The organism is Pantoea dispersa (assembly GCF_035783935.1).
GTDB classification, from domain to species: Bacteria; Pseudomonadota; Gammaproteobacteria; order Enterobacterales; family Enterobacteriaceae; genus Pantoea; species Pantoea dispersa_C.
On sequence record NZ_JALKOV010000003.1, the window covers coordinates 401,951 to 428,532 of the forward strand.

The following is a 26,582-nucleotide window of genomic DNA, read 5'->3' on the forward strand; positions in this document are numbered from 1 at the left end:
CCGGAAGCGGTATAAAGAGTACACACAACAGCGGAGTGCCTATGTTTAAGTCCTATTTTCCGCGGCCGGCGCTGTTTTTCAGCTCGGCAGCGATTTGGAGCCTGATTGCCATTTTTGCCTGGTTTGGCTTTTTCAATGATTTTCCGGCGCGCTTTCCCGCTTTGCAGGCGGCGATGCAGCAGCCGCTGCCGACCAATGCCAGCCGCTTTATCCACGCCAGCCAGCTGTGGTTCTATGCCTATTACTGGATCGTGGGCGGCGCTTTCGCACTGGTGTGGCGCATCATCGACAACCATCCGTGGCAGCGCTGGTCAGTATGGGGATCGTTACTGATTATCTTTGTCACCTGGTTTGGCGTGCAGGTCGGCGTCGGCGTTAACGCCTGGTATGGTCCGTTCTACGACATGATTCAGCAGGCGCTGACCAAAGCCGGCTCGGTGGCCATTCATCAGTTCTATGTGCAGGTGCTGGCATTTCTCGGCATTGCGCTGATTGCGGTAGTGATCGGTGTGATGAACTCGTTTTTCGTCAGCCACTGGGTATTCCGCTGGCGTACCGCGATGAACAACTACTACATGCATAACTGGCAGCGCCTGCGTCTGGTAGAAGGGGCCGCACAGCGTGTGCAGGAAGACACCATGCGCTTCGCCAGCACGCTGCAGGACTGGGGCATCAGCTTTATTCAGGCCATCATGACGCTGGTGGCGTTTCTGCCGGTGCTGGTGACGCTGTCGCACCATGTGAAGGAAGTGCCGATCCTCGGCAATATCCCTTATGCGCTGGTGATCGCCGCGCTGCTGTGGTCGCTGTTTGGTACCGCGCTGCTGGCGCTGGTGGGGATAAAACTGCCGGGGCTGGAATTCCGCAATCAGCGGGTGGAAGCCGCTTACCGTAAAGAGCTGGTCTACGGCGAGGACGATCCGCAGCGCGCCGCACCGCCCACGGTGCAGGAGCTGTTCAGCCGCGTGCGTCACAACTATTTCCGCCTCTATTTCCACTACCTCTATTTCAACATCACGCGCATTCTCTATCTGCAGGTGGACAATGTGTTCGGGCTGTTCGTGCTGTTCCCCTCGATTGTTGCGGGCACCATTACGCTGGGGCTGCTTAACCAGATCACCAACGTGTTCGATCAGGTGCGCTCGTCGTTCCAGTATCTGATTACGTCGTGGTCCACGCTGATTACGCTGATGTCGATCTACAAACGTCTGCGCAGCTTTGAGCAGATTCTGCAGGATATTCCGCACGAAGAGATGCTGCGCGAAGCCTCGGAGTAAGCGAAAAGGATCGGAGCAGGACCGCGCTGTACTCCGCATCACTCTGGACAGTCTCCTCTCCCGCCCGCGGGAGAGAGTCAGGGTGAGGGCCGGGTGCAGAACCGCACTGTACGCCGACATCACTCCGGACAGTCCCTCCCGCCCGCGGGAGAGGGTCAGGGTGAGGGCCGGTGCAGAACCGCACTGTACTCCGCATCACTCCGGACAGTCCCCTCTCCCGCCCGCGGGAGAGGGTTAGGGTGAGGGCGAACCCCGCACCCATCCGCCCCATCTTCAGCCCGCCAGCACCGCAAACACCTTCTCAATCGCGTACGCGCCCGGATCCTTCACGCCATCCAGACTCTGCTGATTCAGATAAGCTGAACGGCCCGCCTTCGCGCTCTGCATCTGCGCCGTCGCGTCGGCGCCCCGTTGCGCAGCGGCCGCCGCATCCGCCAGCGATGCACCCGCCGCTAACGCTTCCAGTGCCGGCTGCAGCGCATCCACCAGCGTGCGATGTCCCGGCTGCGCGCCGCCGTAGTGCTTCATGCGCTCCAGTCCATGCATCAGCGCCTGCGGCAGCGTGCTGCCCTCTTCCAGCTGCTGTCCGGCCGAGGTAAACAGAATCGACATCAGCACGCCGCTCGATCCGCCCATCACCGTGGCCAGCTGTTCGCCCACCAGCGCCAGCAGCGTCGGCAGCTCACCCAGCGGCAGCTGCTGCTCGCGCAGGCCGCGCTGGATTTTCTTCGCGCCGGCGGCGAAGGTCGAGCCGGTATCGCCGTCACCGACTTTGGCATCCAGCGCATTCAGCTCGCTCTCCAGATCGATCAGCGTCTGCGTCACGCGCTCAACCACCTGTGCCACCTCAGCGTTATCGGAAGGATCGAAATCCAGCACTCTGCCGATGCGTTCTGCACGTTGCAGGCTGATCGGCGCAAAGTCGTACATCGGCGTCCAGCCCAGCACCTGCACCGGCGCATGCAGCGCCTCGAAAAACGCCTCTTCCAGCGCCAGCAGCGTCAGCGAAAAGCCTTTCATATCCAGCGCGCTGACCAGCGTTGCCGGGCCGATTAAATGGGTGATGCGCGCCGCCAGCGGCGACTGCAGCGCTTCACGCGTGAGCAGCGCCAGCTCCAGCTGGGAAAAGCCGCCGAGATTGTTGATCATCAACAGCGCCTGTTTGCCGTCGGGCAGCGCCTGCGCCAGCCGATCGGTCATGATGCTGGTAATTTTACGGCTGTTTTGCGTATCCAGCGTGATCACGCCCGGCTCACCGTGGATGCCCATGCCCAGCTCACTGTGACCCGCTGCCACGCGATCGTCACGCTTCTCACCGGGAATGTGGCAAGTGGCAAACGCAAGGCCGATGGAGAACGTGGCGTCAATCGCCTGCTGCGCCAGGGTTTTGACCTCGTCGAGCGAGTGCCCCTGCTCCGCGGCAAAGCCGGCGATTTTGTGCACCAGCACGGTGCCGGCAATGCCACGCGGCTGCGGGTTTTCCGGCAGCGCGATATCGTCCTGCACCATCACCAGCTCCACCTTGTAGCCGAGATTTTTTGCTTTCTCGGCGGCGAGGCCAAAGTTGAGCCGGTCACCGGTGTAGTTCTTCACAATCAGCAGACAGCCCGCCTCACCGGTGACATTAACGATGGCGTTCAGCACCGCATCCACGCTCGGCGAGGCAAAGATATCGCCGCACACCGCAGCGGTCAGCATGCCTTTGCCGACAAAGCCCGCGTGCGCCGGTTCGTGACCGGAGCCACCGCCGGAAATCAGCGCGACTTTGCTTTTATCCCAGTCCGAACGCACCACCACGCGAATCTCATCGCCCAGATCGAGGCGGGTCAGGTTGTGCCACGGTGTGCTGAGTAACACGCCTTCGATCGCTTCGTTCACCAGATCGTTTTTTTCATGCATAAAAAACTGGCTCATTGCACTCTCCCCTTAGGTGTTGTCGTCCTAAAGGTAGCGTAAGCCGGGCGGGAAAGGGGGGATCAAGGCTGGAAATGCAAAGGGCGACACACGTCGCCCCTGAGTTTCGGATAATTACGCCTTACAGTGCGATGCGCAACACGCTGTCCGGGTTTTTCGGCGGTTCCTTGCGTGAGCCCGGCTGCTTGATGCTGACGAACAGCGTCTTGCCATCGGCGGAGAGCGCCAGGCTGTTCGGCAGGCCCGGCGCTTTCACCGTGCGTTTCACTTTATAGCTGCTGGCATCAATGATGCTGATCTCACCGGCTTTACGGTGCGTGACATACAGCTCGTCACGGTCGGCATTGAACAGCACCGCCAGCGATTCCGGTACGTCAATACGCTGAATCACCTGCTGCGTGCGGGTATCCAGCACCAGCACCTGCGGCTGCTTCGCATCGCTGAGGAAAGCGCGGTGGCCTTTGTTATCCAGCGCAATGTTCAGGAAAAAGTGCTCTTTATCACCGTCAATTTTCTGGCGCTTTTCAATCGCGTTCAGGCGGGTGTTGATGGTTACCAGCTCGCCATCGGCATTGGTGACATACAGCTTCTGCGCGGCGGCATCCAGCGCCAGCCCGGTGCCCATTTTGCCGGTATTCGGGATAGTGCTGATGAGCTGCAGCGTTTTGCCGTCCACCACCCACACCACGCTTTGCGCGCCGAGACCGGTAATGTAGACGCGATTGGTCGCCGCATCCGCCACCACTTCGCGCGGCTGCAGCGGTCGAACCGAGTCACCGCGCTTGCGGCCATCCAGTACCAGCGTGTTGATCACCTTACCGCTGCTGGCATCCACTGCGGTCAGCGCACCGTTGACCGTGTTGCCGAAGTACAGCACGTTGGTGTGTTGATTGATGGCGGCACCAAACGTTTTCAGGTCGGTATTGATGGTTTGTTTCACCGCCAGATTCTGCGGATCGAGACGGTAAACGGTACCGCCCTGCGGGTTGCCGGCGTTTTGCGCCGTGGCGAGGAACAGCGCGTTGTCGCTGTTGCTGAACGCCAGTTCATAGGCGCCTTTGGCGATCGGCTGATTGAGCGGCTGCGTTTCCGCCGCCTGCAGCGCGCTGCAGGACAGCAGCGCCGTGGCCACCAGTAGCGGACGCAGCGCCCACTGCATTGTTTTATTCGCTTTCATAACTTCTCCATAGCAAAACCACCGCCGTGCGGCAGTGAAATGAAAGCCCGACATTGCAACCAATAGGAAATTCAGCCCGAGGCGAGCCGATAAGGATGTTAGTTTTTGCGAATAATAATCATTTATGCGGAAAAGGGACAGGGATTTATCGCGTTAGCAACGCCGCCAGGGCACCCGAAGGCACCCTGTCAGCACAGAGGGTAAGGCAAACTTATTTGGTCAGTTCTGCCGTCATGTGAACGCCGTTGTTGAAGTTGGCTTCAGTCACTTTATAGGAAGCACCAAGTTCCTGCGCTTTGGCAGCGATTTGCGCTTCAGCACCGTCCAGCGTCGTGGCGGTAGCGGTCACGCTTTGCGCGAAGCTGGCGAATGGCAGAACAGAGAGAGCAACAACAGCAGCAAAAGTTTTGATGGTTTTCATGGTCATTTCCTTAATAATGTTTGATTGAATAAGGCGACATCGCCTTGATGAGAGATATAGTAGGCCGGCAGCCGATCAAAAAAAAGCGCAGAGATTTGCCTAAGTCATTCGAATATTTTGACTATAAAAAGCACATTTAGCGCAACCTGTGCGCAAAGGGTTAAAAAACCACGATTTGAATAAAAGGCAGGATTTATTGCTGTGATTGGTGAGACCAGGCATGCGCGGCAAAAGCGGCGCCGCGACACACCCTGAAGCGTGTCGCGGCGCGCCTGATGGCGGTAAACGGATTTAACCGTGGTGCCGCACGCGGGTAAAAATGGTAATGGCGGCCAGCAGCATCAGCACGCCGCTGGCGAGGAATACGCCGCCCGCGCCCTGCAGATCGAACATCCAGCCACCGGCAGCCGCACCGGCGGTGATCGCCAGCTGGATGGTCGCCACCAGCAGTCCGCCGCCCGATTCGGCATCGTCCGGCACCGCGCGCGACAGCCAGGTTGACCAGCCGGTAGGCATTGAGCCAAACGCCAGCCCCCACAGCGCCACACCGCTCGCCACCAGCCATGAGACATGGCCAAAGCTCACCAGCAGCAGCGCCGTCACGCTCATCACCAGCGCCATGCCGGTCAGCGTCAGCGACACGCTGCGCGTCACCAGCCACGCGGCCAGCGAGGTGCCGAAGAAGTTGGCCACGCCGAACGCCAGCAGCACCAACGACAGCTGGTTCACATTCAGCTGCGCGCTGGTTTCCAGGAACGGGCGCAGGTAGGTAAAGAAGGCGAAATGGCCAGTGAACATCATGATCACCGCCAGCATGCCCCAGCGCATTACGCTCTGGCGCAGCAGGTCCAGCACGCCGCCGCTGCGCGCTTTGTTCTCCGGCGGCATCGATGGCAGGGTGAAGAACTGCCAGAACAGCGCCAGCACGCCTAAAACGCCGGTCAGCAGGAAGATGTTACGCCAGCCAATCAGCCCGCCAAGATAGCTGCCCAGCGGCGCGGCAATGATGGTAGCCAGCGAAATACCGCTGAACACAATCGACAGCGCGCGCGGCACCTGATCGGCGGGCACCAGCCGCATGGTAATGGCGGTGGACAGCGTCCAGAAGCCGCCAATCGCCATGCCGAGCAGCACGCGCGCCAGTAAGATCATCGGCAGATTTTCGGCAAACGCCACCAGCAGCGCCGAGGCAATAAGCAGCAACGTGAACGCCAGCATCACCAGGCGGCGATCGAGGCGGCGTGTGACGTTACCAATCACCAGGCTGGTCAGCAGCGCCACCAGCGCGGTCACCGTGACCGTCTGGCCCGCCTGCCCTTCGCTGACGCGCAGCGAGTCGGCAATCGGTGTCAGCAAGCTCACCGGCAGAAATTCCGCGGTGATCAGGCCGAAGACGCCAAATGCCATGGCGAACACCGCGCCCCACGCGGGTTTCTCCACCGCCATGCTTGTTTCCACTACTTCAGTATCCAGACTCATCTGCGATCCCCATCACAAAATATCAGGCTGTAAGCATAGAGAGACGATGCAAGACGATCTATGATACAGAAACTTTGTTTTTTGATAATTCGTCTGGATTGTATGAGCCGCTATGATGATTTGACCAGCGAACTACTGATGGGCATGCGCCTGTACGGCGTCAAATATCAGCGCATCGCGCTGCACGCGCCGTTTGGCCTGCAATATGATGACGCGCCGGGCAAGGCGCAGCTGCACTTTGTTGGCCGCGGCTCGCTGCTGATTCGCTCCGCTTCCGGCACCGTCTATCCGCTGCAGGCGGGCGATGCGCTGCTGATTCCGCACGGTAAGCCGCACGCGCTGATCTCCGGCGAAGATGCGGTGTGCGTGCCGATCGCCACGTTTAACAGCAAACCGATTTGCGACAGCGTATGCGCCATCAACGATGCGCCGGACGCGGATGTGTGCCCGGATGACAGCGATGTGATTCTCTTCAGCGCCTGCATGGCGTTTGAGCTGGGCGGCATGCAACCGCTGGTGCACACCATGCCGGACGTGATGCTGGTCAGCACGCTGCTGGCGCAATACCCGGAAATCCAGCCGATTCTGGATGCCATGGAGCGGGAAACACGCCAGCGCAAAGCGGGCTTTGCCGGCATTCTGTCACGGCTGGCCGATGTGGTGGCGGCGCAAATTGTGCGCGGCTGGGTGGAAAACGGCTGCGGCCAGGGCAGCGGGCTGGTGCAGGCGCTGCGCGATCCGCGCCTCAGCCTGGCGATGGCGGCCATGCACCGCGCACCCGGTGAAAACTGGACGGTGGAGCGGCTGGCGCGCGAATCCGGCAGCTCGCGCTCGGTGTTTGCCGCGCGCTTTCAAAACGCCACCGGCATGACGCCGCTGCGCTACCTCACCGAACTGCGCATGCGTCTGGCGGTCGAGCGCATTGTAAATGATGGCGAAGCGGTGGAGAGCGTGGCGTTCCATCTAGGTTACGGTTCGCTGGCCGCCTTCAGCCGCGCCTTTAAACGTATTGTCGGCACGCCGCCCGGCGCGCTGCGCGCCGGACGTGAAGCCTCCTGAAACTTAGCGAAACACGCTAATTGCTTCAACCAGCCGGTTGGCCTGATGCGCCATTCGGCCGGAGGCTTCTGCACCTTCCGCCACGCGCGCCGCATTCTGATGGGTAATATCATCGAGATCTTCCACCGCGCTGCTGACCTCGCTCAGCGCGATGGATTGCTCAGCCGTGGCCGCGCTGATCTGCGCAATCAGCGCGGTGACATTGTGCACCTGATCGACAATCGCCTGCATCGTATGACCGGCCGCATCGGCGTGATCGCTGCCCGACTGCACGCGTCCCGCGCTGGTTTCCACCAGGTTTTTGATCTCGCTGGCGGCTTTGGCGCTGCGCTGCGCCAGGCTGCGCACCTCGCCGGCCACCACCGCAAAGCCTTTGCCCTGTTCACCGGCACGCGCCGCTTCCACCGCCGCGTTCAGCGCCAGAATATTGGTCTGGAAGGCGATGCCGTCGATCACGCTGGTGATGTTGGCAATACGCTTCGAGCTGTCGGCAATTTCCGCCATCATGCCGACCATCTCCTGCATCACTTCGCCACCTTTGATCGCCGCTGCGCTGGTGCTGGCCGACAGCGTGTTCACTTCGCTGGCGGTTTCGGTGTTGCTTTTGACCGTGGCGGTCATTTCGTTCATGGTCGCCGCCGTTTGCTGCACGTTGGCGGCCGCCTGCTCGGTGCGACGGCTCAGTTCATCATTGCTGCGCGCGATGGCGTCGCTGGCGCTCAGGACGTTGATCGCCTGGCCGCTGACGTCATCCACCAGCCAGCGGAACATCAGGCCGAGCTGGCCGATGGCGCGCTGCGTCATGCCGATCTCATCCACCCGATCAATGTGCTCGACTTTGTGGCTGGCACCGGTGGCCACGCTCAGCGCCTGGCGGCACATGCGCTCCATCGGGCGCGAGATTTGATGCTCCAGCCACAGGCTGGCCAGCAGCAGCAGCGCGGCCATGCCGCCGCTGAAGCAGCCGATCGCCAGCGGTGCCATGCCCAGCAGCCAGACGCCCAATACCGATAACGGCAGCAGCGCGATCAGCGTACTGCGGATGCGCCAGCGCAGCGGCAGCGTTTTCAGCACTGAGGTCAGTCGCCGCCAGCTGCTGCCAACAATCAGCCCTTTGTGAAAGCGACGCCCTTTGGCACGCCCTTCTCGAAAATCGCGGTACAGCGCCTCGCACTGACGGATCTCCTCCGCCGACGGTTTGGTACGCACCGACATGAACCCCTGCACTTTACCCTCGCGCACCACCGGAATAGCATTGGCGCGTACCCAGTAGTGGTCGCCATTCTTGCGCCGATTCTTAACCAGCGCGGTCCAGGGTTCGCCCTGCTTCAGCGTGCGCCACATATCGGCGAACGCTTCCGGCGGCATATCCGGATGGCGCACCATGTTGTGCGGCTGGCCGTTGACCTCTTCCGGACTGAATCCACTGACCTCAATAAAGGCGTCGTTGGCGTAAGTGATATGGCTGTTGAGATCGGTGGTCGACATCAGCGTGGCGCGATCGTCAAAGACGAATTCACGCTGGGTGATGGGCTGGTTATTACGCATGTGTGAGTCCTTGCAAAACGCAGGCTGAAGAGAAATCGATAATACTTTTTTACCTTTTCGGCAGCACAATGGCCTGGCTTTAGCGTGGCTATTTAATTTTTGTTCTGAATAAAGCGGGAGTGCGCGGCGCTTCACAGTTCCGGCCGCGGGCGGGATCGATAAAAAACCATTTAGGGTAAATGAGATCGAGCTTTGGCTGAACGGCGTGTCGGCAGCGGTGCGCATGAATGCGCACCCTACAGAAAAACGTACCATCACCGCATCGCTGCACATCACGCAACATGCCCTATTCTCACAGGGTCGCCGTTCACGGCGACCGCATCCCTGCGCATTCCGCAGCATGCCCCATTCTCGTAGGGTCGCTGTTCACGGCTACCGCATCCCTGCACATCTCGCAATATGCCCCATTCTCGTAGGGTCGCCGTTCACGGCGACCGCATCACGTGCACGGACTGTCAGAACTGCCAGCGCACGCCGAGATTGTAACGCCAGCCTTTGGCGCCGTTGCCGTCGATCTCCTTGCGGTAATCCGCTTCGGCATACAGCGACACATCCTGCTGCAGCGTCACCGTGCCGCCGGCGCCCACTTCCCACATCTGGCCAAAATTGCCGCTGCTGAAACTGGCGCCGAGCGCCGGGTTATCGGCTGCCGACACCGACGTCTGTGCCGTGCCGCCCCAGCCTCGGTAATAGTTCGCGCGCAGATAAGGTGTGTACTGGCGGTTGCTGTCATCGCTCCAGCTGCGGTCGAGACGCGCGCCGAGACGGCCAATCGTCTGGTGATAATCGCCATAGCGCACCCGGTTATTGTCCTCATCCATGAAGTCGTTCATGTTCAGTTTCAGATACATCAGCTGCGCCTGCGGCTCCAGCTTAAAGCCCTCACCGAGTTCAAACGGATAACCGCTCTCCAGCGAGGCGGTCCAGCCGTGGCCCTTCAGCTTTGCCTCGCGCTGCTGGCGCGCAATGTCGGTTTCACCGCGATGCCAGTCAAACGACAGCACGCCGTCGAGATAGAAACCGCTCTGGCGCTGCCAGGTGCCGTACAGCGCCAGGCTGTCGCTATCGAAGCTGGTGCTGCTGTAACCGTCGGCCGCCTGCGGACGAATGCGCGTATTGCCGCGCGTGTAGGCCACGCCGCCGCGCAGGCTGTCCTGTTCACCGTCAAGACGCAGCAGGTTGCCGCCAAGCTGCACCGCGCTGTAGTCGAGGTCAAATCCGTAGCCGTAATCGCTAAAGCTGCGGTCGCTTTTGTATTTCAGGTTCGAGCCGATGTAGCGCAGGAACATCTCACCGCCGTTACCCGCCGGACGCGTCTGCTCGTGACGCAGTTCGCCGAGGCGCTTGTGCAGGTCATCAATGATTGCCGCTGTGTAATAGGCAAGGCCAACCGGTGCCGAAATGTACGAGGGCACCTGCGGCACCACCGCCGGACGCGCATCGTAACGCTGCGGCGTACCAAATCCGCTGGTCACCAGCGCTGGCTGGCAGCTGTCGCTGTCCTCGCACACGTAATAGTTTGCCAGCCGGTAGTCCCAGTAATCGTTGCCGCTGCCGCTCAGCAGGCGCTGCGCCGGATCGCTGCTGCCCGGCGCGAAGCTATACAGCCGGTACTGCCACGGTCCGGCACCGAGATAGCCATCCCGGAGCGCAAAGCTGCTCTGCCCGGCGTTGCCGCCCACCTGCGCCAGCGAAATGCCCTCGTTGCCCTCGATGCCGCCGTTGCGATTGCGATCGGTGAGCGCCGCGCTGCTTGCCGCGTCCAGCCTGACGTTGAGCAGCGTAGTGCCGCTGGCGTTGCCGCTGACGTTGATGTGGTCGGTAAACTGGTTGCTCAGTGCGCCGCCGTCGTTCAGGCGCGTCACCAGATTCGCCTGACCGCCCAGCGACGCCAGCGAGCCGTTGATGTCCAGCGTATTGCCCGGCGAACCGCTGCCGTTGGTGAGATCCAGCGTGCCGCTGTTATTCACCTGCAGCGAATCCGCCGTCCCACCCGCCAGCGTGGGATGCACGTTGTCACCGGCGTACAGCGTCGAGCGCCCATCAATATTGATGGTGCTGTGCGCCAGCTGCAGATTGTCGGTCAGCGTCCAGCGGCTATCGGCGAAGTTGATGATGCTCCAGCCGCTGCCGAGGTTAACGCCTTTACTCAGGTCATCGGCGCTGAAGCTGCCGCCGCGCGCCGTAATCTGATCAAAGGTCAGGCTGTTACCGGTGCCGTTGCCGCTGGTGAGATGGTAAGTGGTGCTGAGATCGACGCCGCTGACGTCGGCAACATTGTTGTTGTCTGCGCCCATGGTCAGGCTGCCGTTGAGCGTGCCGCCGGTCCAGCGGAACGTGTCGCTGCCGCCGCCAGGATTGATGTCGCCCAGCACTTCTCCCTGCGTCAGCAAAATCACATCGTCGGCGTTACTGCCCGCCACCGCCACGCTTTGCGCCGTGGCGGTAACGATGGTGCCAAGGTTCTCAAATACCGTTTTGCCGCCGCGCAGATCGACCACCGGCGCCGTCAGGCTACTGGAGCGCAGCGTGCCGCTGTTGACGATGGTGCCGGCGGTGCTGGAGACCAGCGCCGAACCGCCTGCCGTATTGGTGATATTGACGCTGGCAGCCGTCACAATGTTTCCCGTGGTGTTGGCGCGAATCCCGGTGCCGCCGGCACCGGTGACATTGAAAACGTAACCCGAACCCAGCGTCAGATCGCCGCCGGTGGTCGCGCCGGCGGCGCTGGCGATATTCAGGCCGTTACCGCTGCCGGAAACATTGGTGGTCACGGTTGATGCGGGATCGAACGCGACGGCGGTGCGAATACCGTTGCCATCGCCGACGTTAAGCGTCAGGTTGCTCAGGCTAACGTTGTCCAGCTCTGCACGGTTTTCGATGCCGTTGCCGCTGCCCAGCACGTTGATGGTGGCGTCGCGCGCGCTGAGCGCCGCCGCGCCGCTGTCGAGCAAAATGCCATGCGCCGTGCCGCGCGTGGTGATCAGCGTATTGCTGCCGGTCAGCGCCAGCTGCGCGCCGTCACTGATGCGCACGCCGGCCACGCCGTTATCAACATTAATGATGCCGCCCTGCGCCAGCGTGCTGCCGTTGCCGCCGACGTCTAATCCGGTGCCGCTGGTGACGTTAACCACGCCATTGTTGGTCAGCGTGCTGCCGGCGCGCGAGCGCATGCCGATGCTGTTGCTGCCGGTCAGCGTCAGTGCGCCATTGTTCTCAAGTTCCGCGCCGTTGGTCAGGTCAAAGCCAACCGCACCGTTGCCTGCACCGCTGATGCGGGCGTTGCTGGTGACGCGGGTGGCGGCAGCACTGCCGTCCAGCGCATTGCTGAGATCGGTGCGCAGCGTATTCACCAGCACGCCCACCGCGTTGTTGCCGCTGAGCGTGATGTTGCTGCTGCCGTCCAGCGTCGCCGCCGCGCCGCCCTCGACGCGCACGGCGGTGCTGTCCTCGCCGCTGGCGATCAGATTGAGGTTGGCGCTGTTCAGGCTGCTGCTGCTGCCGGAGACAATCACGCCGGTGCTGTCAGCGGCGCTGGCGCTCAGGCTGTTTGGCGTGCTGAAGCTCAGCGCCGCACCGTCGTCAATGCGATAGCCGGTCGACGCACGCGTGCTGACATCCAGCGCGCTGGTGGCGGCGCGGATGCGCGAACCGTTACCCGCAGCGTGATAGGCGATCTGGTCGCTATTGTTAAAGATCGGTGTCGATCCGGCGGCGATATTCACCAGTGCGCCTTTCAGCGCTTCAGCCCCGATGGCGCCGCTGCCGTTAAGCGTAAGCGTACCGCCATTGAGGTTCGCCACCGCCAGGCTGCCGCTGGCGCTGACGCCGCGCGTGCGGCGGGTGCTGCTGCCGCCATTGACGTCGATGTTGCCGCTGTTGCTGGCGGCAGTGGCGAAGGTGCTGCCTGCGCTGTTCACCGCGATCCCGGTGCCGCCCTCACCAATGCTGATATTGCCGCTGTTGCTGCCGGTCGCGCCGCTCTCCACGCGCAGGCCGGTAGTATTGGCCCCGCTGAAGTTGATGTTGCCGCTGTTACTGAGCTGCGCGCGGTTGCGCGCCAGATAGCCGGTGATGCCGTTCTGCGCCGAATTGAGTTCTGCGGCGGACGTCAGCCGCGTGCTGGCGACCGGCGCCCGGCTGTTGGCCCCGGTCAGCGTATGTTTCTGCCCGTCGGCGATCGCGCCAGTGGCGTTGCTGCCACTGAGGTTAATGGTGGTTGCCGCATCAATGTTGCCCTGCGCACCGCCCTCGATATTGACGCCGGTGGCGCCGCTGCCGCTGACATTAATCGTGGCATTGCTGGTATTCACCGACGTTCCGCCGCCGCCGGTACCGTTGACCGCCACCGAACCCGCACCAGAGGCGGTCAGCGTGGTGTTGGTGCCGTCAAACGTCGCGCCCTGCTCGATGCGAAAGAGCGTCGAGTTAGTGGTGGTGACGTCAAACGCGTTGTTGTCGGCCACGTTTATCAGCGCATTCGGGCCATAGGCAAAAAAGCCAATCTGATTGCTGCCGGTGCTGAAACGGGGAATGGCATTCTGCGTGACGTTAACCGTGGCGTTACCGCGCGCGTGCACGCCAATCGCCCCGTTGCCGGTGAGGTTAATCGGCCCGTCCACGTTCGCTGCGGCAGTGCCGCTGCCCTGGCCTTCCACCCACACGCCAAAGTTGCGCGTGCCGCTGGCCGGATCGGCTCCGCCCGCCACGTTGATGGTCCCGGTGGAGCTGGCGGCGGCGCTGTTGCCACTGGTAGCCAGCACTTTCAGGCCGGTGCCGTTAACACCGTTGAGGTTAATGGTGCCACGGTTCTCCAGCGTACCGCCGCTGTTAGTGACCAGCATGCCGACGTTCTCGCGCGGCACGCGCGCAGCGCTGCCGTTGACGTCAATGGTGCCGGTGTTGATCAGCGTGGCGTTGCTGGCACCGCTGACCGACATCCCGGCAGCGTTTTGCACGCGCGAACCCATCACAATCGCCCCGTCGTTGGTGGCGCTGCCGTTGGCCAGCAGCGCAATGCCGCTGGTCAGCCCGCTCTGATTCATGGCGGTTTCCGCCACGTTGTCGTTGAGGCTGTTCTGCGCGCCGCGCCCGATATAAATCGTGCCGCCGCTGTTGTTAGTGAAGCGGCTGCTGTCAGTGGTGAGCAACACGCCGGAGGTGGTGCCGCGCGCGCTGGAACCGTTGACGCCCACGTTAATATTGCCGCTGTTGCTGGCCTGCGCATTGGCATCAAGGCGGATGCCCGCTACGCCGTTGGTCAGATTGCTGCCGGTGGTGCCGAGGTTAAGTACGCCGTTGTTAGTAAAATCGCCGCCGTTTTGCACCGTTACCGCCGTGGCGTTGTTGCTGGCCGCGCCGACGCCGGTGCCATCAATACGGTTGAGGAAGCCGCCGTTGATGACGCCACTGCTGCTGTTGGTGGCCGTCGCGCCATCCAGCGCCAGTGCGGTGCCGCGGCTCGCCAGTTTACCGTCGACAGTGGCATTGGCCCCATTGGCCACGCGCACTGCACCATCGCTGGCGCCCACCACCTCCAGCGTTTTTCCGGCAGCGATAGTGACCTGCGAACCCGCTCCTTCGGCATTGATCACCACGCGGCTACCTATCGGCTGCGTCACTTCATCCGGCGCAGTGGCGCTGACGTTATAGACAATATCGCCGTTGGTGATAGTGACCGCCTGATTGAACGCGCTGAGGTAGCTGGCCGGCGCGAGATTGCCGGCCTGCAGCTGGCTCACCAGCCAGTTATTGTAGCTTTGCAGCTGGCTGGCATTGGTGACGTTGAAGGCGGTGGTTTTGCCGTCCAGCGTCTGCACGCTAAAGCTGCCGTTATAGGTGGCAAGGTTTTGTACCGCCAGGCTGTCGGTGACCTGCCCGCCGGAGACGTTGGCTGCGGAACCGTTAAAGGTGATGCGGTTATTGTTGTTCCAGTTGAGAGTGCCGCCGTTGCTGACCTGAAACAGCGTGGTATTTTTGGCCGCCATGGTCCAGGCGTTGGTACTGGCGCTGCTGTTGGCGTTGCTCTGACCAATGCTGACATCCAGCGAACTGCCGCTGCCGCTGACGTCGGCAATGCGCGCGTCAATATATTGATTATCATTGACGTTTTGCAGATCCGGCACCACGGTGCTGCCGGTAACCGGTGCCTGCGCCACCAGGCTGGCGGAGTCAAACACCTGAAAAGTGGTGTTACCGCCGGTGGTCGGGTCCGGCACGGTGATGGCAAAATTTTGCGGACCCGGATCGAGGCGCGCCTGATTGAGGTATTGCGCGCCGGCCGCGATGGTCACCTGGCCGAGCGTGGTATTCACCGCGCCATCAATGCCGGGCTCAAACGCCTGATTGCCGGTTAAGGATTCGCTGCCGCCGTTGACGATCAGCGCGCCGCTCTGCTGGTCATTGTCGCGCGGATTGTACGCGCCCAGCGTTGCCGCTTCCCCCACGGCGGGAAAATAAAAAACCGCCTGCGCAGCCACAATCCCCAATGCAATGGGATTCAGGGTGAATCTCATACAACCTCCAGTAACAAGCAATCAGCGTCGCCGTGAAAGCACAGCGAAAAAAGGTAAAAGGTGGAAATGGGCAAACTCTATTTTCACAAAACGAAGCAAGTGGGTAATAACGGGCACAGAGGATGCCGCTGATGCGTGAAAAACAGGAGAAAGCTGAGGGTTATATAGACTTTATGGCTGTACAGATCAAAAGCGAGCCCGGAGATATTTATCCGGATGAAATAAGAATTTCGTCGAAACCGGAATGAATAAACCCTGGTTTTTATAAGGAATTATTTAATAACCACTTAATTTGTAATGCGTTATCTTTGTTCACTCCAGCCAGAGTTGGCCTGGTGATAATTTTCACTCTCAATAATAAGCATTGCTAACGAAATACTGCAATTGTGAGCCACCCCACAATTGCAGCAAAATCATCCATTTAATACCATCAGACCTGTTGACGGTCTGATAGCACGCGCTTGCGGAGAGCGCGTTAACTTAAATCGACGTTTTTGGTGCCGCCCCACCAGGTGAAGACGAAGCCGCCGATCCACGCCACGATCAGCCCCACCAGATAGACCGCCATACCGGCAAAAATGCCCTGTGAAGAGGTCATCAGCGGCAGCGTCACTAATCCTGACGGGCCAAACACCGTGTTCATACCTACCGGCAGGCCGAGCCATGCCACCAGGCCGATAAAGAACCCGCCCAGCGCGCCGCCAAAACAGGCGGTGATAAACGGTTTTAGACGCGGCAGCGTCACGCCATAAATCAGCGGCTCGCCCACGCCCAGCAGGCCTGGCACGATGGCGCCTTTAATCTGGCTGCGCAGCAGTGAATGCTTATCGGCTTTGCACCACAGCGCCAGCGAAGCGCCCACCTGACCGGCACCGGCCATCGCCAGAATCGGGAACAGCGAATTGAAACCCTGGGTTTCCATCAGCGCAAAATAGACCGGAATAAAGCCCTGATGAATGCCGAACATCACCGCAATCAGGAATAAACCAGCCAGAATGGCGCAGCCGAACGGGTTATTGTTCAGGTGGATAAACAGCCACGACATGCCTTTAAACAGCTCGCCGCCAATCGGCATGATCACCAGGAACGTCACCGCGCCGGTAATCAACAGCGTCAGCAGCGAGGTGAGGATCATATCGAGATTATCCGGGATAATTTTGCGCAGCTGTTTCTCCAGCCAGGCACCAAATATCGCCGCCAGCAGCACGCCAATAATATTGCCGCGCGGATCGATGGTCAGGCCGAAGAAATCCTGCATGCCGCTGTAATAGCCGACGGTCGCGTTCGGAACATAACCCAGCACGAACAGCGACGCGATGATCGCACCGTTCACGCCGGTGCCGCCAAACGCTTTCTGCGCGTTATAGCCAATCAAAATGCTGAGGAAGGTGAACAGCCCTTTGCCGAACACTTTCATGTAGGCCACGGTATCCAGCAGCCAGCGGGCGTGTTCACCAGGCTGGTTGAGATGGAACACCTGCTCAATCAGCGTGGCAAATCCCATCAGCAATCCGGCGCCGATAAAGCCCGGGATCAGCGGGGTAAAGATGGTGGCAAAGCAGGCGAGAAAGCGGTGTAGCGCACTGGTTTGCTTCGCTTTCATCTGCTGCTTTTGCGCGCTGGCAATGCTGTGCAGATCGGCCGGCGCCTCCGGTGTGGCGCTGTTCAGCATCACCTGCATTTTTTCCGCTGCGGTTTGCGCTTTGCCAGGGCCGAGCACAATCTGCAGCTGGGCATCACTGTCGATCACGCCCAGCACGCCGGGCAGCGTTTTCAGCCGGGCGCTGTCGACCCGCGCGGCATCGGCCAGCGTCAGACGCAGACGCGTCATGCAGTTACCGCAGTGCACCACGTTGCCTGCACCGCCCACCGCCTGCAGTATATCGCGCAATAAGCTTTCAGTAATCGCCGCCATTATTGCGCTCCTGCGTGGTGTAACGCCTGGCGGATAAAGCCCCGGTTCTGCGCCAGCAGCGCCTGCGCCTCGTCAGCACTCAGGTCCGCCAGTACCATCACAATCGCGGTTTTACAGTGGCCGCCGCACGCTGCCAGCGCCTGCTGCGCGCGGGCATCATCACATCCGGTGGCCTGCTTAACGATGTTGATCTGCCGCTGCACCAGCTTCTGATTGGTGGCTTCCACATCGACCATAAGGTTGCCATACACTTTGCCGCTGCGAATCATGGCACCGGTGGTCAGCATGTTGAGCACCAGCTTCTGCGCGGTGCCGGCTTTCATGCGTGACGAGCCGGTGACCACTTCCGGGCCCACCACCGGCGTCAGGGCGACGTCAGCCGCCTGCGACATGGCGCTGTTGGGATTACAGGTCAGTGCGGCGGTGAAGGCGCCCTGCTGCTTCGCCCAGGCCAGCGCGCCGAGCACGTAGGGCGTGCGGCCGCTGGCGGCAATGCCGACCAGCACATCGTGCGCCGAGAAGTCGATATCTTTTAAGTCCTGCGCGCCCTGCTCGCGGTTGTCCTCGGCGTTTTCTACTGCCTGCAGAATGGCGGTGTGGCCGCCGGCGATCAGTCCGACCACCTGACTGCGCGGCGTGCCAAAGGTGGGCGGGCATTCGCTGGCATCGAGAATGCCGAGCCGGCCGGAGGTTCCGGCGCCGCAATAAATCAGACGTCCGCCCTGGCTGAACGCCGCCGTGATGGCATCAACGACCTGGACAATCTGCGGCACGATGGCTTCCACCGCCAGCGCCACCTTTTTGTCTTCATCGTTAATGACGCGCAGCATCGCTTCCGTGTTCAGCTCGTCAATGTTCTGGCTCGCTGGATTGCGGCCCTCGGTGATCATCTGGCTCAGATCAATGTTCATGTTCACTCCTGTGAGGAATAATTTATTCTCGAAACTATATATCACATAGAATTGTTAATTCCTCGTGCCGAAATCAATTTTTTTGCCTTTTGCGGTAGCGGGCATAAAAAAACCCGCCAGAAGGCGGGCTGGATTAACGAGAAGCGCTAGATGTTTGCCAGTTCTCTGCGTGCCAGCGCGGCGAGAAAGCCGCTACGGGAGCCGTATTCGCGGTGTGCTTCCACGTGGCTATCGATTTTGATCAGTAAGTTTTGCGGCAGGGTGATGTTGAGTTTCACTGCTTTACCCTCGTAACGACTGAGATCAATCTCAACGAAAGCCCAGTAACCTCCCTGACACTCTTCATCATCAATATGGGTTTCAACGCTGGCTGCTTTTGGAATGGCCTTGCCTGCGTCCGCTAACGATTCCACATGCGCATCGATTGCACCGAATGCATCGCTCAACGCCTCGTCAACGGTGTTGCCCGCAAAAAAACATCCCTGCACATCAGGTACGAAACCTGACCAGCTGCCGTTTTCTGTTTTGTGCAAATAAACGGGGAATCTCATGGTGAGTCCTTATGTAAATTGCCTTCTTGATTATCTACTGCGGACATGAAAAGCATTGCAATGCCTGCTGCACCTGACATTGCTAATTGTTCCAAATCGGGGGCAAAGCCCCCGTATATCAGTCCATCATTTTCAATAGCTTACGTAATGTTCCGGTTGCCAGGTCTTTTTCAGGATGAGGAAGCGAGATGTGATATGGCTTATCTGCACGGACAAACACATGATGGCTTCCTTTAACACGATCAAGAATCCACCCTCGTTCAAGCAACATCCTAATCAGCTCCCTGCTGCTCAACACAACCTCCTGATGTCATCGTGAATATTATATACCCACCATAACCACCAACTCAATTTTAGTGGTTATGGTGGGTATAAATTTAAACTTTTTTCAGCAGCTCACCACGACCAGACTGGTCTGCAAAATATAAAAAAACCCGCCAGAAGGCGGGTTCAGTCAGAGAGCGTGTCGCTTAGCTGGCGTTTTGCGTTCGCAGCTGCAGCTCGTACGCGGCGGCCTGTTTGGCATCAAACTGGTTTTCCCAGCGGGCGATAACCAGCACCGCCAGCGCGTTACCAATGACGTTGAGCGCGGTGCGCGCCATGTCCATGATACGGTCGACGCCGGCGATAAACGCCAGACCTTCCAGCGGAATACCGACGCTGCCCAGCGTGGCCAGCAGCACCACAAACGACACGCCCGGCACACCTGCGATGCCTTTCGACGTCACCATCAGCGTCAGCACCAGAATGATCTCATCGGTCAGCGACAGATCAATGCCGTACAGCTGAGCGATAAAGATCGCCGCGATGCTCTGGTACAAAGTAGAGCCATCGAGGTTAAACGAGTAGCCGGTCGGCACCACGAAGCTGGTGATCGCCTTCGGCGCGCCGTAGGCTTCCATCTTCTGCATGATGCGCGGCAGCACAGTCTCTGAGCTGGAGGTGGAATACGCCAGAATCAGCTCATCTTTCAGAATGCGCATCAGGGTGGTAATACGCAGCTTGCAGAAGCGCGCCACCGCCCCCAGCACCACGAATGCAAAGAACAGAATCGCCACGTACACCAGCAGCACCAGCTTGGCCAGCGGATAAAGTGAGGCAAAACCGAAGTTGGCGATGGTGACGGCAATCAGCGCAAATACCCCGACCGGCGCATAGCGCATGATCATGTGCGTCACTTTAAACATGGTTTCGGAAATGGAACGGAATAAGGTCACCAGCGGATCGCGATGCTCCGACGGCAGCGCCGACAGCCCCATGCCAAACAGCACCGAGAAGAAGATGATCGGCAGCATGTCGCCTTTCACCAGCGAGGCAAAAATATTCTGCGGGATCAGCGACAGAATCGTGGTCACCAGGCCGTGCGGCGCGCCCTGCACTGCTTCCGTGGTGGCTTCGTATTTAGAGATGTCCACCGTTGCCAGCGTTGACATATCAATGCCGCTGCCGGGTTGGAATACGTTGGCCAGCGTGATGCCGACCACAATGGCAATGGTGGTAATCACTTCAAAATAGATGATGGTTTTCACACCAATCCGCCCGAGCTTTTTCGCATCACCCACGCCGGCGATGCCGACAATCAGTGAGGAAATAACAATCGGCACCACAATCATCTTGATCAGATGAATAAAGATGTCGCCGGCAGGAGTAAGAATGTTAGTGATTAACCATTCACGATCGTCTGGCTGATTATGCAGCACGGTTCCGACGATAACGCCGAGAATCAGGGCAATCAGAATCTGCCACGCGAGGGTGAGTTTAAAACCTTTCATAACGCGTTATTTCCTCAGTTAAAACCCCTTTGCTCTGCTGCGAAGGTGCAGAAGACATTACACACAGGGAAGTGAGCAAAAGCCCGATAAAATAGAGGGTTATAATGGACTGCATCGATTACCGCTGCGCCGGCATTTTGCGCCCGCGCGATGATGCAGCCTGAGTTGATACCTGCTGAACAGGGCCGAGATAAGTACCATTTTCACTACGGTAAATGCAACCCCTGGGGCGTTAGCTTAAATCCTGCACAGCCAGGCAGCATAAAATGCTGCTGACATCGACCCGTCATAACTCGCTGTTATGAAAAGTGTTAATTCGATAATTTTCCGCATAGCTATTCAGGACTGATGAAAAAGCGCACCGGTCTGATTGCTGGATATTTAACCGCCTGGTTCATAATTTTATTGATCCAGCCAGTGGTTTTGTCTCATTTCCTGAGCCGGTAAACAGATTGAATTGGGGGGCTTTTCAGCCTTACAAAAGGTCGTGATCCAGACTGCAAAACAGAAACAAAGCCCGGCCCCACTCTTTAATTAACCTTTGATTGACATATGATTAACATCTTCAAGGAGGTCAGCCATGAGCCAAATACACAAGCATCCCGTACCCGCTGCCATCGCAGCGAATGCCCTGATTAATGCCGATCAGTATGCGGCGCTGTATCAACAGTCGGTTGACGATCCCGAGACATTTTGGGGCGAACAAGGCAAAATCCTCGACTGGATGACGCCCTACAGCAAAGTGAAAAATACCTCGTTCGCGCCCGGCAATATTTCCATTCGCTGGTATGAAGATGGCGCGCTGAACCTTGCCGCTAACTGTCTCGATCGCCATCTGGCCACGCGCGGCGATCACCCGGCGATTATCTGGGAAGGTGATGACGCCAGCGAAAGCAAAACCCTGACCTTCCGCGAATTGCACGCCGACGTCTGCCGCTTCGCCAATGTGCTGACTGGCCTTGGCGTGAAGAAAGGCGATGTGGTGGCGATCTACATGCCAATGGTGCCGGAAGCCGCAGTGGCGATGCTGGCCTGTGCGCGCATCGGCGCGGTGCACTCGGTCATTTTTGGTGGCTTCTCCCCGGAAGCGGTGGCCGGACGCGTGGTGGATTCCAGTGCGAAGCTGGTGATTACCGCTGATGAAGGTATTCGTGCCGGACGCAGCATTCCGCTGAAGAAAAACGTCGATGACGCCCTGAATAACCCGAACGTCACCAGCGTGAAAAACGTGGTGGTGTTCCAGCGCACCGGCAAAGAGACCGGCTGGCGCGAAGGTCGCGATATGTGGTGGCATGAACTGATGGCGCAAGCCAGCGATCAGCATCAGCCGGTGGCAGTTGAGGCTGAACATCCGCTGTTTATCCTTTATACCTCTGGCTCCACCGGCAAGCCGAAAGGCGTGCTGCACACCACCGGCGGTTATCTGGTGTATGCTGCCACCACCTTTAAATATGTATTTGATTATCATGAAGATGATGTGTACTGGTGCACCGCCGACGTGGGCTGGATCACCGGACACAGCTATCTGATCTACGGCCCGCTGGCCTGCGGTGCCACCACGCTGATGTTTGAAGGCGTGCCGAACTGGCCGCAGCCCAGCCGCATGGCGGAAGTGGTGGATAAGCACAAGGTCACGCTGCTGTACACCGCGCCAACCGCTATCCGCGCGCTGATGGCCGAGGGCGATAAAGCGATTGCCGGCACCCAGCGCAGCAGCCTGCGCATCATGGGATCGGTCGGCGAGCCCATCAACCCGGAAGCCTGGGAATGGTATTACAAAAAGATCGGCGACAGCCGCTGTCCTATCGTCGATACCTGGTGGCAGACCGAAACCGGTGGCTTCATGATTACGCCGCTGCCGGGTGCCACCGAGCTGAAAGCCGGTTCGGCGACGAAACCGTTCTTTGGCGTCCAGCCGGCGCTGGTGGATAACGAAGGCAACGCGCTGGAAGGCGCCACCGAGGGCAACCTGGTGATCGTTGACTCGTGGCCTGGCCAGGCACGCACGCTGTTTGGCGATCACGATCGCTTCGAGCAAACCTACTTCTCGACGTTCAAAAATCGCTACTTCAGCGGCGACGGCGCGCGCCGTGACGAAGATGGCTATTACTGGATCACCGGCCGCGTGGATGACGTGCTGAACGTCTCCGGTCACCGGCTTGGCACGGCGGAGATCGAGTCCGCGCTGGTCTCGCATCCAAAAATTGCCGAAGCCGCGGTGGTGGGCATTCCGCACAGCATCAAAGGCCAGGCGATCTATGCTTATATCACGCTGAATCACGGTGAAGAGCCGTCGCCGGAGCTGTACAGCGAAGTGCGCAACTGGGTGCGTAAAGAGATCGGCCCGATTGCCACGCCAGACGTGCTGCACTGGACCGATTCGCTGCCGAAAACCCGCTCCGGCAAAATCATGCGCCGCATTTTGCGCAAGATCGCCGCCGGCGATACCAGCAACTTTGGCGATACTTCAACGCTGGCCGACCCGGGCGTGGTGGAGAAATTGCTCGAGGAGAAACAGTCGATCACCATGCCGTAACCGGCATTGACCCGGCGGAGAGTATCAGCCTGTCCCCGGCAGGCAGCTCTCCGCTCTTCCATCCTTACGCCGTATGCTTTTCACCATCGCACAACCTATATAACTAGAATATTCAGCCAGTTAAATCACTTCGCCGTGAGTTTTCTGTCTGCCTTGCCTCTGGAGAAACTGTGATGAACGAAGCCCTGAACCAACAGGAAGCCGTCTGGCAACAAATCGAAAGCAATCCGCGTTTTCAGGAGCTGGTGCACAAACGTCAGTCGTTTGCGCTGCTGCTCAGCCTCATCATGCTGGTGCTGTATGTCGGCTTTATCCTGCTGATCGCCTTCGCACCCGGCTGGCTCGGCACGCCATTGCACGCCGGCACCAATGTAACGCGCGGCATTCCCATCGGCGTCGGGCTGATTGTGGTGTCGTTTCTGCTGACCGGCATCTATGTGTGGCGCGCCAACGGCGAGTTTGATCGCCTGACCAAACAGATTATCAGCGAGGTGAAATCATGAAGCGTTTGCTCTCCGCCTCGCTGGCTATCGTACCAGCCAGCGTATTTGCCGCCGATGCCATTACCGGCGCGGTGCAAAAACAGGCCACCAACTACGAAGCCATCATCATGTTCGTGGTCTTCGTGGCGGCCACGCTGGTCATCACTTACTGGGCGTCCAAACGCACCCGCTCGCGCAGCGATTACTACACCGCCGGCGGCAATATTACCGGTTTCCAGAACGGCCTGGCGATGGCCGGTGACTTTATGTCGGCCGCCTCGTTTCTCGGTATCTCCGCGCTGGTGTATACCTCCGGCTACGACGGGCTGATTTACTCGCTTGGCTTCCTCGTCGGCTGGCCCATGATCCTGTTCCTGATTGCCGAACGCCTGCGCAACCTGGGCCGCTACACCTTTGCCGATGTGGCCTCTTATCGCCTGCAGCAAAAGCCTATTCGCACCCTTTCCGCCTGCGGTTCGCTGGTGGTGGTGGCGCTGTATCTGATTGCGCAAATGGTGGGGGCCGGTAAGCTGATTCAGCTGCTGTTCGGTCTCGATTATCACATCGCCGTGGTGCTGGTCGGCATTCTGATGGTGCTGTATGTGTTGTTTGGCGGCATGCTGGCTACCACCTGGGTGCAAATTATCAAAGCGGTGCTGCTGCTGTTTGGCGCCAGCTTTATGGCCATCATGGTGATGAAAGCCACCGGTTTCAGCTTTAACAGGCTGTTTACCGAAGCGATGGCGGTGCACCCGAAAGGCGCGGCCATCATGCAGCCGGGCGGTCTGGTGAAAGACCCGATCTCTGCGCTGTCGCTCGGTCTGGGGCTGATGTTTGGCACCGCCGGCCTGCCGCATATTCTGATGCGCTTCTTCACCGTCGCCGATGCGCGGGAAGCACGCAAAAGTGTGTTCTGGGCCACCGGCTTCATGGGCTACTTCTATTTCCTGACCTTTATTATCGGCTTCGGCGCGATTCTGCTGGTCGGCGCTAATCCAGCCTTCAAGGATGCCAGCGGCGCGCTGATTGGCGGCACCAATATGGCGGCAGTGCATCTGTCCAACGCGGTCGGCGGCAACCTGTTCCTCGGCTTTATCTCGGCGGTTGCCTTCGCCACCATCCTGGCGGTGGTGGCCGGACTGACGCTGGCCGGTGCTTCGGCGGTGTCGCATGACCTGTACGCCAGTGTGATCCGCAAAGGCCAGGCCACCGAGCGTGAAGAGCTGCGGGTGTCAAAAATTACCGTGCTGGTGCTCGGCGTGGTGGCGATTGCGCTGGGGATTCTGTTTGAGAAGCAGAACATTGCCTTCATGGTCGGTCTGGCGTTCTCGATTGCCGCCAGCTGTAACTTCCCGATTATTTTGCTGTCGATGTACTGGTCAAAGCTGACCACGCGCGGCGCGATGGTGGGAGGCTGGCTGGGCCTGCTGACGGCGGTGGTGCTGATGATTCTCGGCCCGACCATTTGGGTGCAGGTGCTCGGACATGCAACGCCAGTCTATCCGTATGAGTATCCGGCACTGTTCTCGATGCTGGTGGCGTTTGTCGGTACCTGGCTGTTTTCTGTTACCGATCATTCCGAGCAGGGTGCGCTGGAGCGGGCAAAATTCCGCGGACAGTTTATCCGTTCACAAACGGGCGTGGGGATTTCGCAGGGGAAAGCGCATTAAGATTGAGAGGGTGCGATGATTGACCAGGTCGCCATAAATGGCGACCCAACAGAATTTCGTAGGGTGCGCATTCATGCGCACCTGGTCCAGTCATCAGAAACGCAGCGATGCACCAACGTACGGGCCATCGACCAGCACGTTATCTTTACGGTCGCCTTTGTTGTTCAGCTCAATGTACTGATAGCCAACGCGCAGGTTCAGCAGCGAAATCGGCGTAAAGCTCAGGCCGCCTGACGCTTCTTTATAGCTGTCCAGACGATCGGAGAACGCTTCCGGCGCATAGTAATATTCGCCGTACAGGCCCCACATGCTATTGAAGTTATACTGCGCACCGGCGCCCAGCGCCACGGTGAAGCCATCACGGCCATCTTCCGGATGGGTGAACAGCGCTTTCGCCGTCGGTGCCACGCGGAAATCGCCCACATCCAGGTTGTAGCCCATACCGAGGCCATAAGTGCTGCCGTCGTGATCGCTGCGCAGCCAGTTACCTTTCAGAAACAGACCCGGTGAAGCGGTGCCGAGGCCAAGGTTCAGGTTGGTGCTGTGCTCACCCACGTCAACACTGCCCTCAATCGCCTGCGCGCCGCTGCTCAGCAGTGCCAGACCTAAAACGCTTCCCGTAACAAGTTGCTTAAACATAACAATCCACTCCATGAAGGACACATAATTCGGCGCAAAGGGTAAACAGCGTTGCGGCATGACACAACTTTATTTGGAAAGCTTTACGTAAAAATGGGTTTCAGCGGGCAGAAAACGGCCGCGAACGGCCGTGGAGGGATCAGAAACGCACGGCAGCGCCGATAAACAGGCCATCCATCAGGCTTTGATCGGCATGACCATAATCACCGTTGGCGGAGAGGTAGCGATAGCCGCTGCTGAGTGATAACCACTTCGCCGGCTGGTAATAAACGCCCGCTTCCAGCTGATGCAGTGCATGCAGGTTGTGGTTGGCAAAATCAGGCGACAGGCTGTAATCCAGATAGAGCCAGGTGGACCCTGCCTGCGGCAGCGGTGCCATCAGACGAATCCCGCCATTCATGCCGCGACTCGATGTTGAGGTGGTTTTCACATCAGCCCAGAATGCACCGATACGCGGTGCTACCTGCAGCGCGCCGAGGGAAAAGCCGTAGCCGAGGCTGGCGTCGAGCAGATGGGTTTGCTGATGACCATGTACATACTCCAGTGCTGCCTGCACGCCCGGCGCAGTGCGGTCGCTGTTAATCCGGGCTGTCCAGAAATGGCTGCCGCCCTGCCCGCCGATCTCAGCGGCACTGGTCCCGGTGGCGGCCAGCAGCAGGCCTAATGCTAATGTGGTATTTTTCATTCTCGCTTCCTTGTTGTTTACGCGCGCAAAC

General features: G+C 59.3%; 18 protein-coding genes. 5 read left to right on the forward strand and 13 right to left on the reverse strand.

Annotation, left to right across the window (positions count from 1 at the left end; all coding sequences use genetic code 11):
• Positions 1 to 41 precede the first annotated feature (41 nt).
• Positions 42 to 1,277 carry a peptide antibiotic transporter SbmA gene (gene sbmA / locus MXF20_RS08980; RefSeq protein WP_325968885.1) on the forward strand — a complete coding sequence of 412 codons (1,236 nt, stop codon included), beginning with the start codon at positions 42 to 44 and terminating at the stop codon, positions 1,275 to 1,277.
• 273 nt (positions 1,278 to 1,550) lie between these two features.
• Here the strand turns inward: sbmA and MXF20_RS08985 are convergent, their stop codons facing one another.
• The 4 genes from MXF20_RS08985 to MXF20_RS09000 form a co-directional block, all read right to left on the reverse strand.
• Entirely contained in the window at positions 1,551 to 3,191 is a 1,641-nt protein-coding gene (locus tag MXF20_RS08985) for a dihydroxyacetone kinase subunit DhaK (protein WP_325968886.1), read from the reverse strand.
• Between the two features lie 121 nt (positions 3,192 to 3,312).
• Positions 3,313 to 4,368, reverse strand: coding sequence for a YncE family protein (locus MXF20_RS08990; protein WP_325968888.1), 1,056 nt, complete (start codon positions 4,366 to 4,368; stop codon positions 3,313 to 3,315).
• 211 nt (positions 4,369 to 4,579) lie between these two features.
• On the reverse strand, positions 4,580 to 4,789 hold the full coding sequence (locus MXF20_RS08995; protein ID WP_325968890.1) for a DUF1471 domain-containing protein: 210 nt from the start codon (positions 4,787 to 4,789) through the stop codon (positions 4,580 to 4,582).
• A 291-nt stretch (positions 4,790 to 5,080) separates the two neighbouring features.
• On the reverse strand, positions 5,081 to 6,268 hold the full coding sequence (locus MXF20_RS09000) for an MFS transporter (RefSeq protein ID WP_325968892.1): 1,188 nt from the start codon (positions 6,266 to 6,268) through the stop codon (positions 5,081 to 5,083).
• Between the two features lie 102 nt (positions 6,269 to 6,370).
• Here MXF20_RS09000 and MXF20_RS09005 point away from each other — a divergent pair, with 102 nt between their 5' ends.
• On the forward strand, positions 6,371 to 7,327 hold the full coding sequence (locus tag MXF20_RS09005) for an AraC family transcriptional regulator (RefSeq protein WP_325968893.1): 957 nt from the start codon (positions 6,371 to 6,373) through the stop codon (positions 7,325 to 7,327).
• A gap of 3 nt (positions 7,328 to 7,330) precedes the next feature.
• Here MXF20_RS09005 and MXF20_RS09010 read toward each other — a convergent pair whose 3' ends face one another.
• The 7 genes from MXF20_RS09010 to gltP all read right to left on the reverse strand — a co-directional run bounded on the left by MXF20_RS09010 (position 7,331) and on the right by gltP (position 20,539).
• Positions 7,331 to 8,875, reverse strand: a complete 1,545-nt coding sequence (locus tag MXF20_RS09010) for a methyl-accepting chemotaxis protein (protein ID WP_325968894.1) — start codon at positions 8,873 to 8,875, stop codon at positions 7,331 to 7,333.
• A 455-nt stretch (positions 8,876 to 9,330) separates the two neighbouring features.
• Entirely contained in the window at positions 9,331 to 15,390 is a 6,060-nt protein-coding gene (locus tag MXF20_RS09015) for an autotransporter outer membrane beta-barrel domain-containing protein (RefSeq protein ID WP_325968897.1), read from the reverse strand.
• A gap of 475 nt (positions 15,391 to 15,865) precedes the next feature.
• The gene (murP, locus tag MXF20_RS09020) at positions 15,866 to 17,305 is read right to left on the reverse strand and encodes a PTS N-acetylmuramic acid transporter subunit IIBC (protein WP_325968898.1); all 1,440 of its coding nucleotides are present in this window, start codon (positions 17,303 to 17,305) and stop codon (positions 15,866 to 15,868) included.
• Positions 17,305 to 18,216, reverse strand: a complete 912-nt coding sequence (gene murQ / locus MXF20_RS09025; RefSeq protein WP_325968900.1) for an N-acetylmuramic acid 6-phosphate etherase — start codon at positions 18,214 to 18,216, stop codon at positions 17,305 to 17,307. The genes murP and murQ overlap by 1 nt, the downstream gene beginning before the upstream one ends.
• A gap of 146 nt (positions 18,217 to 18,362) precedes the next feature.
• Positions 18,363 to 18,767 carry a type II toxin-antitoxin system HicB family antitoxin gene (locus MXF20_RS09030; RefSeq protein ID WP_325968901.1) on the reverse strand — a complete coding sequence of 135 codons (405 nt, stop codon included), beginning with the start codon at positions 18,765 to 18,767 and terminating at the stop codon, positions 18,363 to 18,365.
• A 118-nt stretch (positions 18,768 to 18,885) separates the two neighbouring features.
• Positions 18,886 to 19,065 carry a type II toxin-antitoxin system HicA family toxin gene (locus tag MXF20_RS09035; protein ID WP_306460749.1) on the reverse strand — a complete coding sequence of 60 codons (180 nt, stop codon included), beginning with the start codon at positions 19,063 to 19,065 and terminating at the stop codon, positions 18,886 to 18,888.
• 172 nt (positions 19,066 to 19,237) lie between these two features.
• Entirely contained in the window at positions 19,238 to 20,539 is a 1,302-nt protein-coding gene (gene gltP, locus MXF20_RS09040; protein ID WP_325968902.1) for a glutamate/aspartate:proton symporter GltP, read from the reverse strand.
• A gap of 580 nt (positions 20,540 to 21,119) precedes the next feature.
• Here gltP and acs point away from each other — a divergent pair.
• From acs to MXF20_RS09055, 3 genes are all read left to right on the forward strand, one after another.
• Positions 21,120 to 23,075, forward strand: coding sequence for an acetate--CoA ligase (acs, locus tag MXF20_RS09045; RefSeq protein ID WP_325968904.1), 1,956 nt, complete (start codon positions 21,120 to 21,122; stop codon positions 23,073 to 23,075).
• Between the two features lie 173 nt (positions 23,076 to 23,248).
• Complete coding sequence (locus tag MXF20_RS09050) at positions 23,249 to 23,578, forward strand: DUF485 domain-containing protein (protein WP_325968905.1); 330 nt, start codon at positions 23,249 to 23,251, stop codon at positions 23,576 to 23,578.
• Positions 23,575 to 25,227 carry a cation acetate symporter gene (locus tag MXF20_RS09055; protein ID WP_325968907.1) on the forward strand — a complete coding sequence of 551 codons (1,653 nt, stop codon included), beginning with the start codon at positions 23,575 to 23,577 and terminating at the stop codon, positions 25,225 to 25,227. Before MXF20_RS09050 ends, MXF20_RS09055 begins: the two co-directional genes overlap by 4 nt.
• Positions 25,228 to 25,320: 93 nt before the next feature.
• Here MXF20_RS09055 and MXF20_RS09060 read toward each other — a convergent pair whose 3' ends face one another.
• Both MXF20_RS09060 and MXF20_RS09065 read right to left on the reverse strand, forming a co-directional pair.
• A complete protein-coding gene (locus tag MXF20_RS09060; RefSeq protein WP_127833571.1) occupies positions 25,321 to 25,866 on the reverse strand; it encodes a YfaZ family outer membrane protein in 546 nt (181 codons plus the stop codon).
• Positions 25,867 to 26,005: 139 nt separating this feature from the next.
• The gene (locus tag MXF20_RS09065; RefSeq protein ID WP_325968908.1) at positions 26,006 to 26,551 is read right to left on the reverse strand and encodes a YfaZ family outer membrane protein; all 546 of its coding nucleotides are present in this window, start codon (positions 26,549 to 26,551) and stop codon (positions 26,006 to 26,008) included.
• Between the last annotated feature and the right edge of the window lie 31 nt (positions 26,552 to 26,582).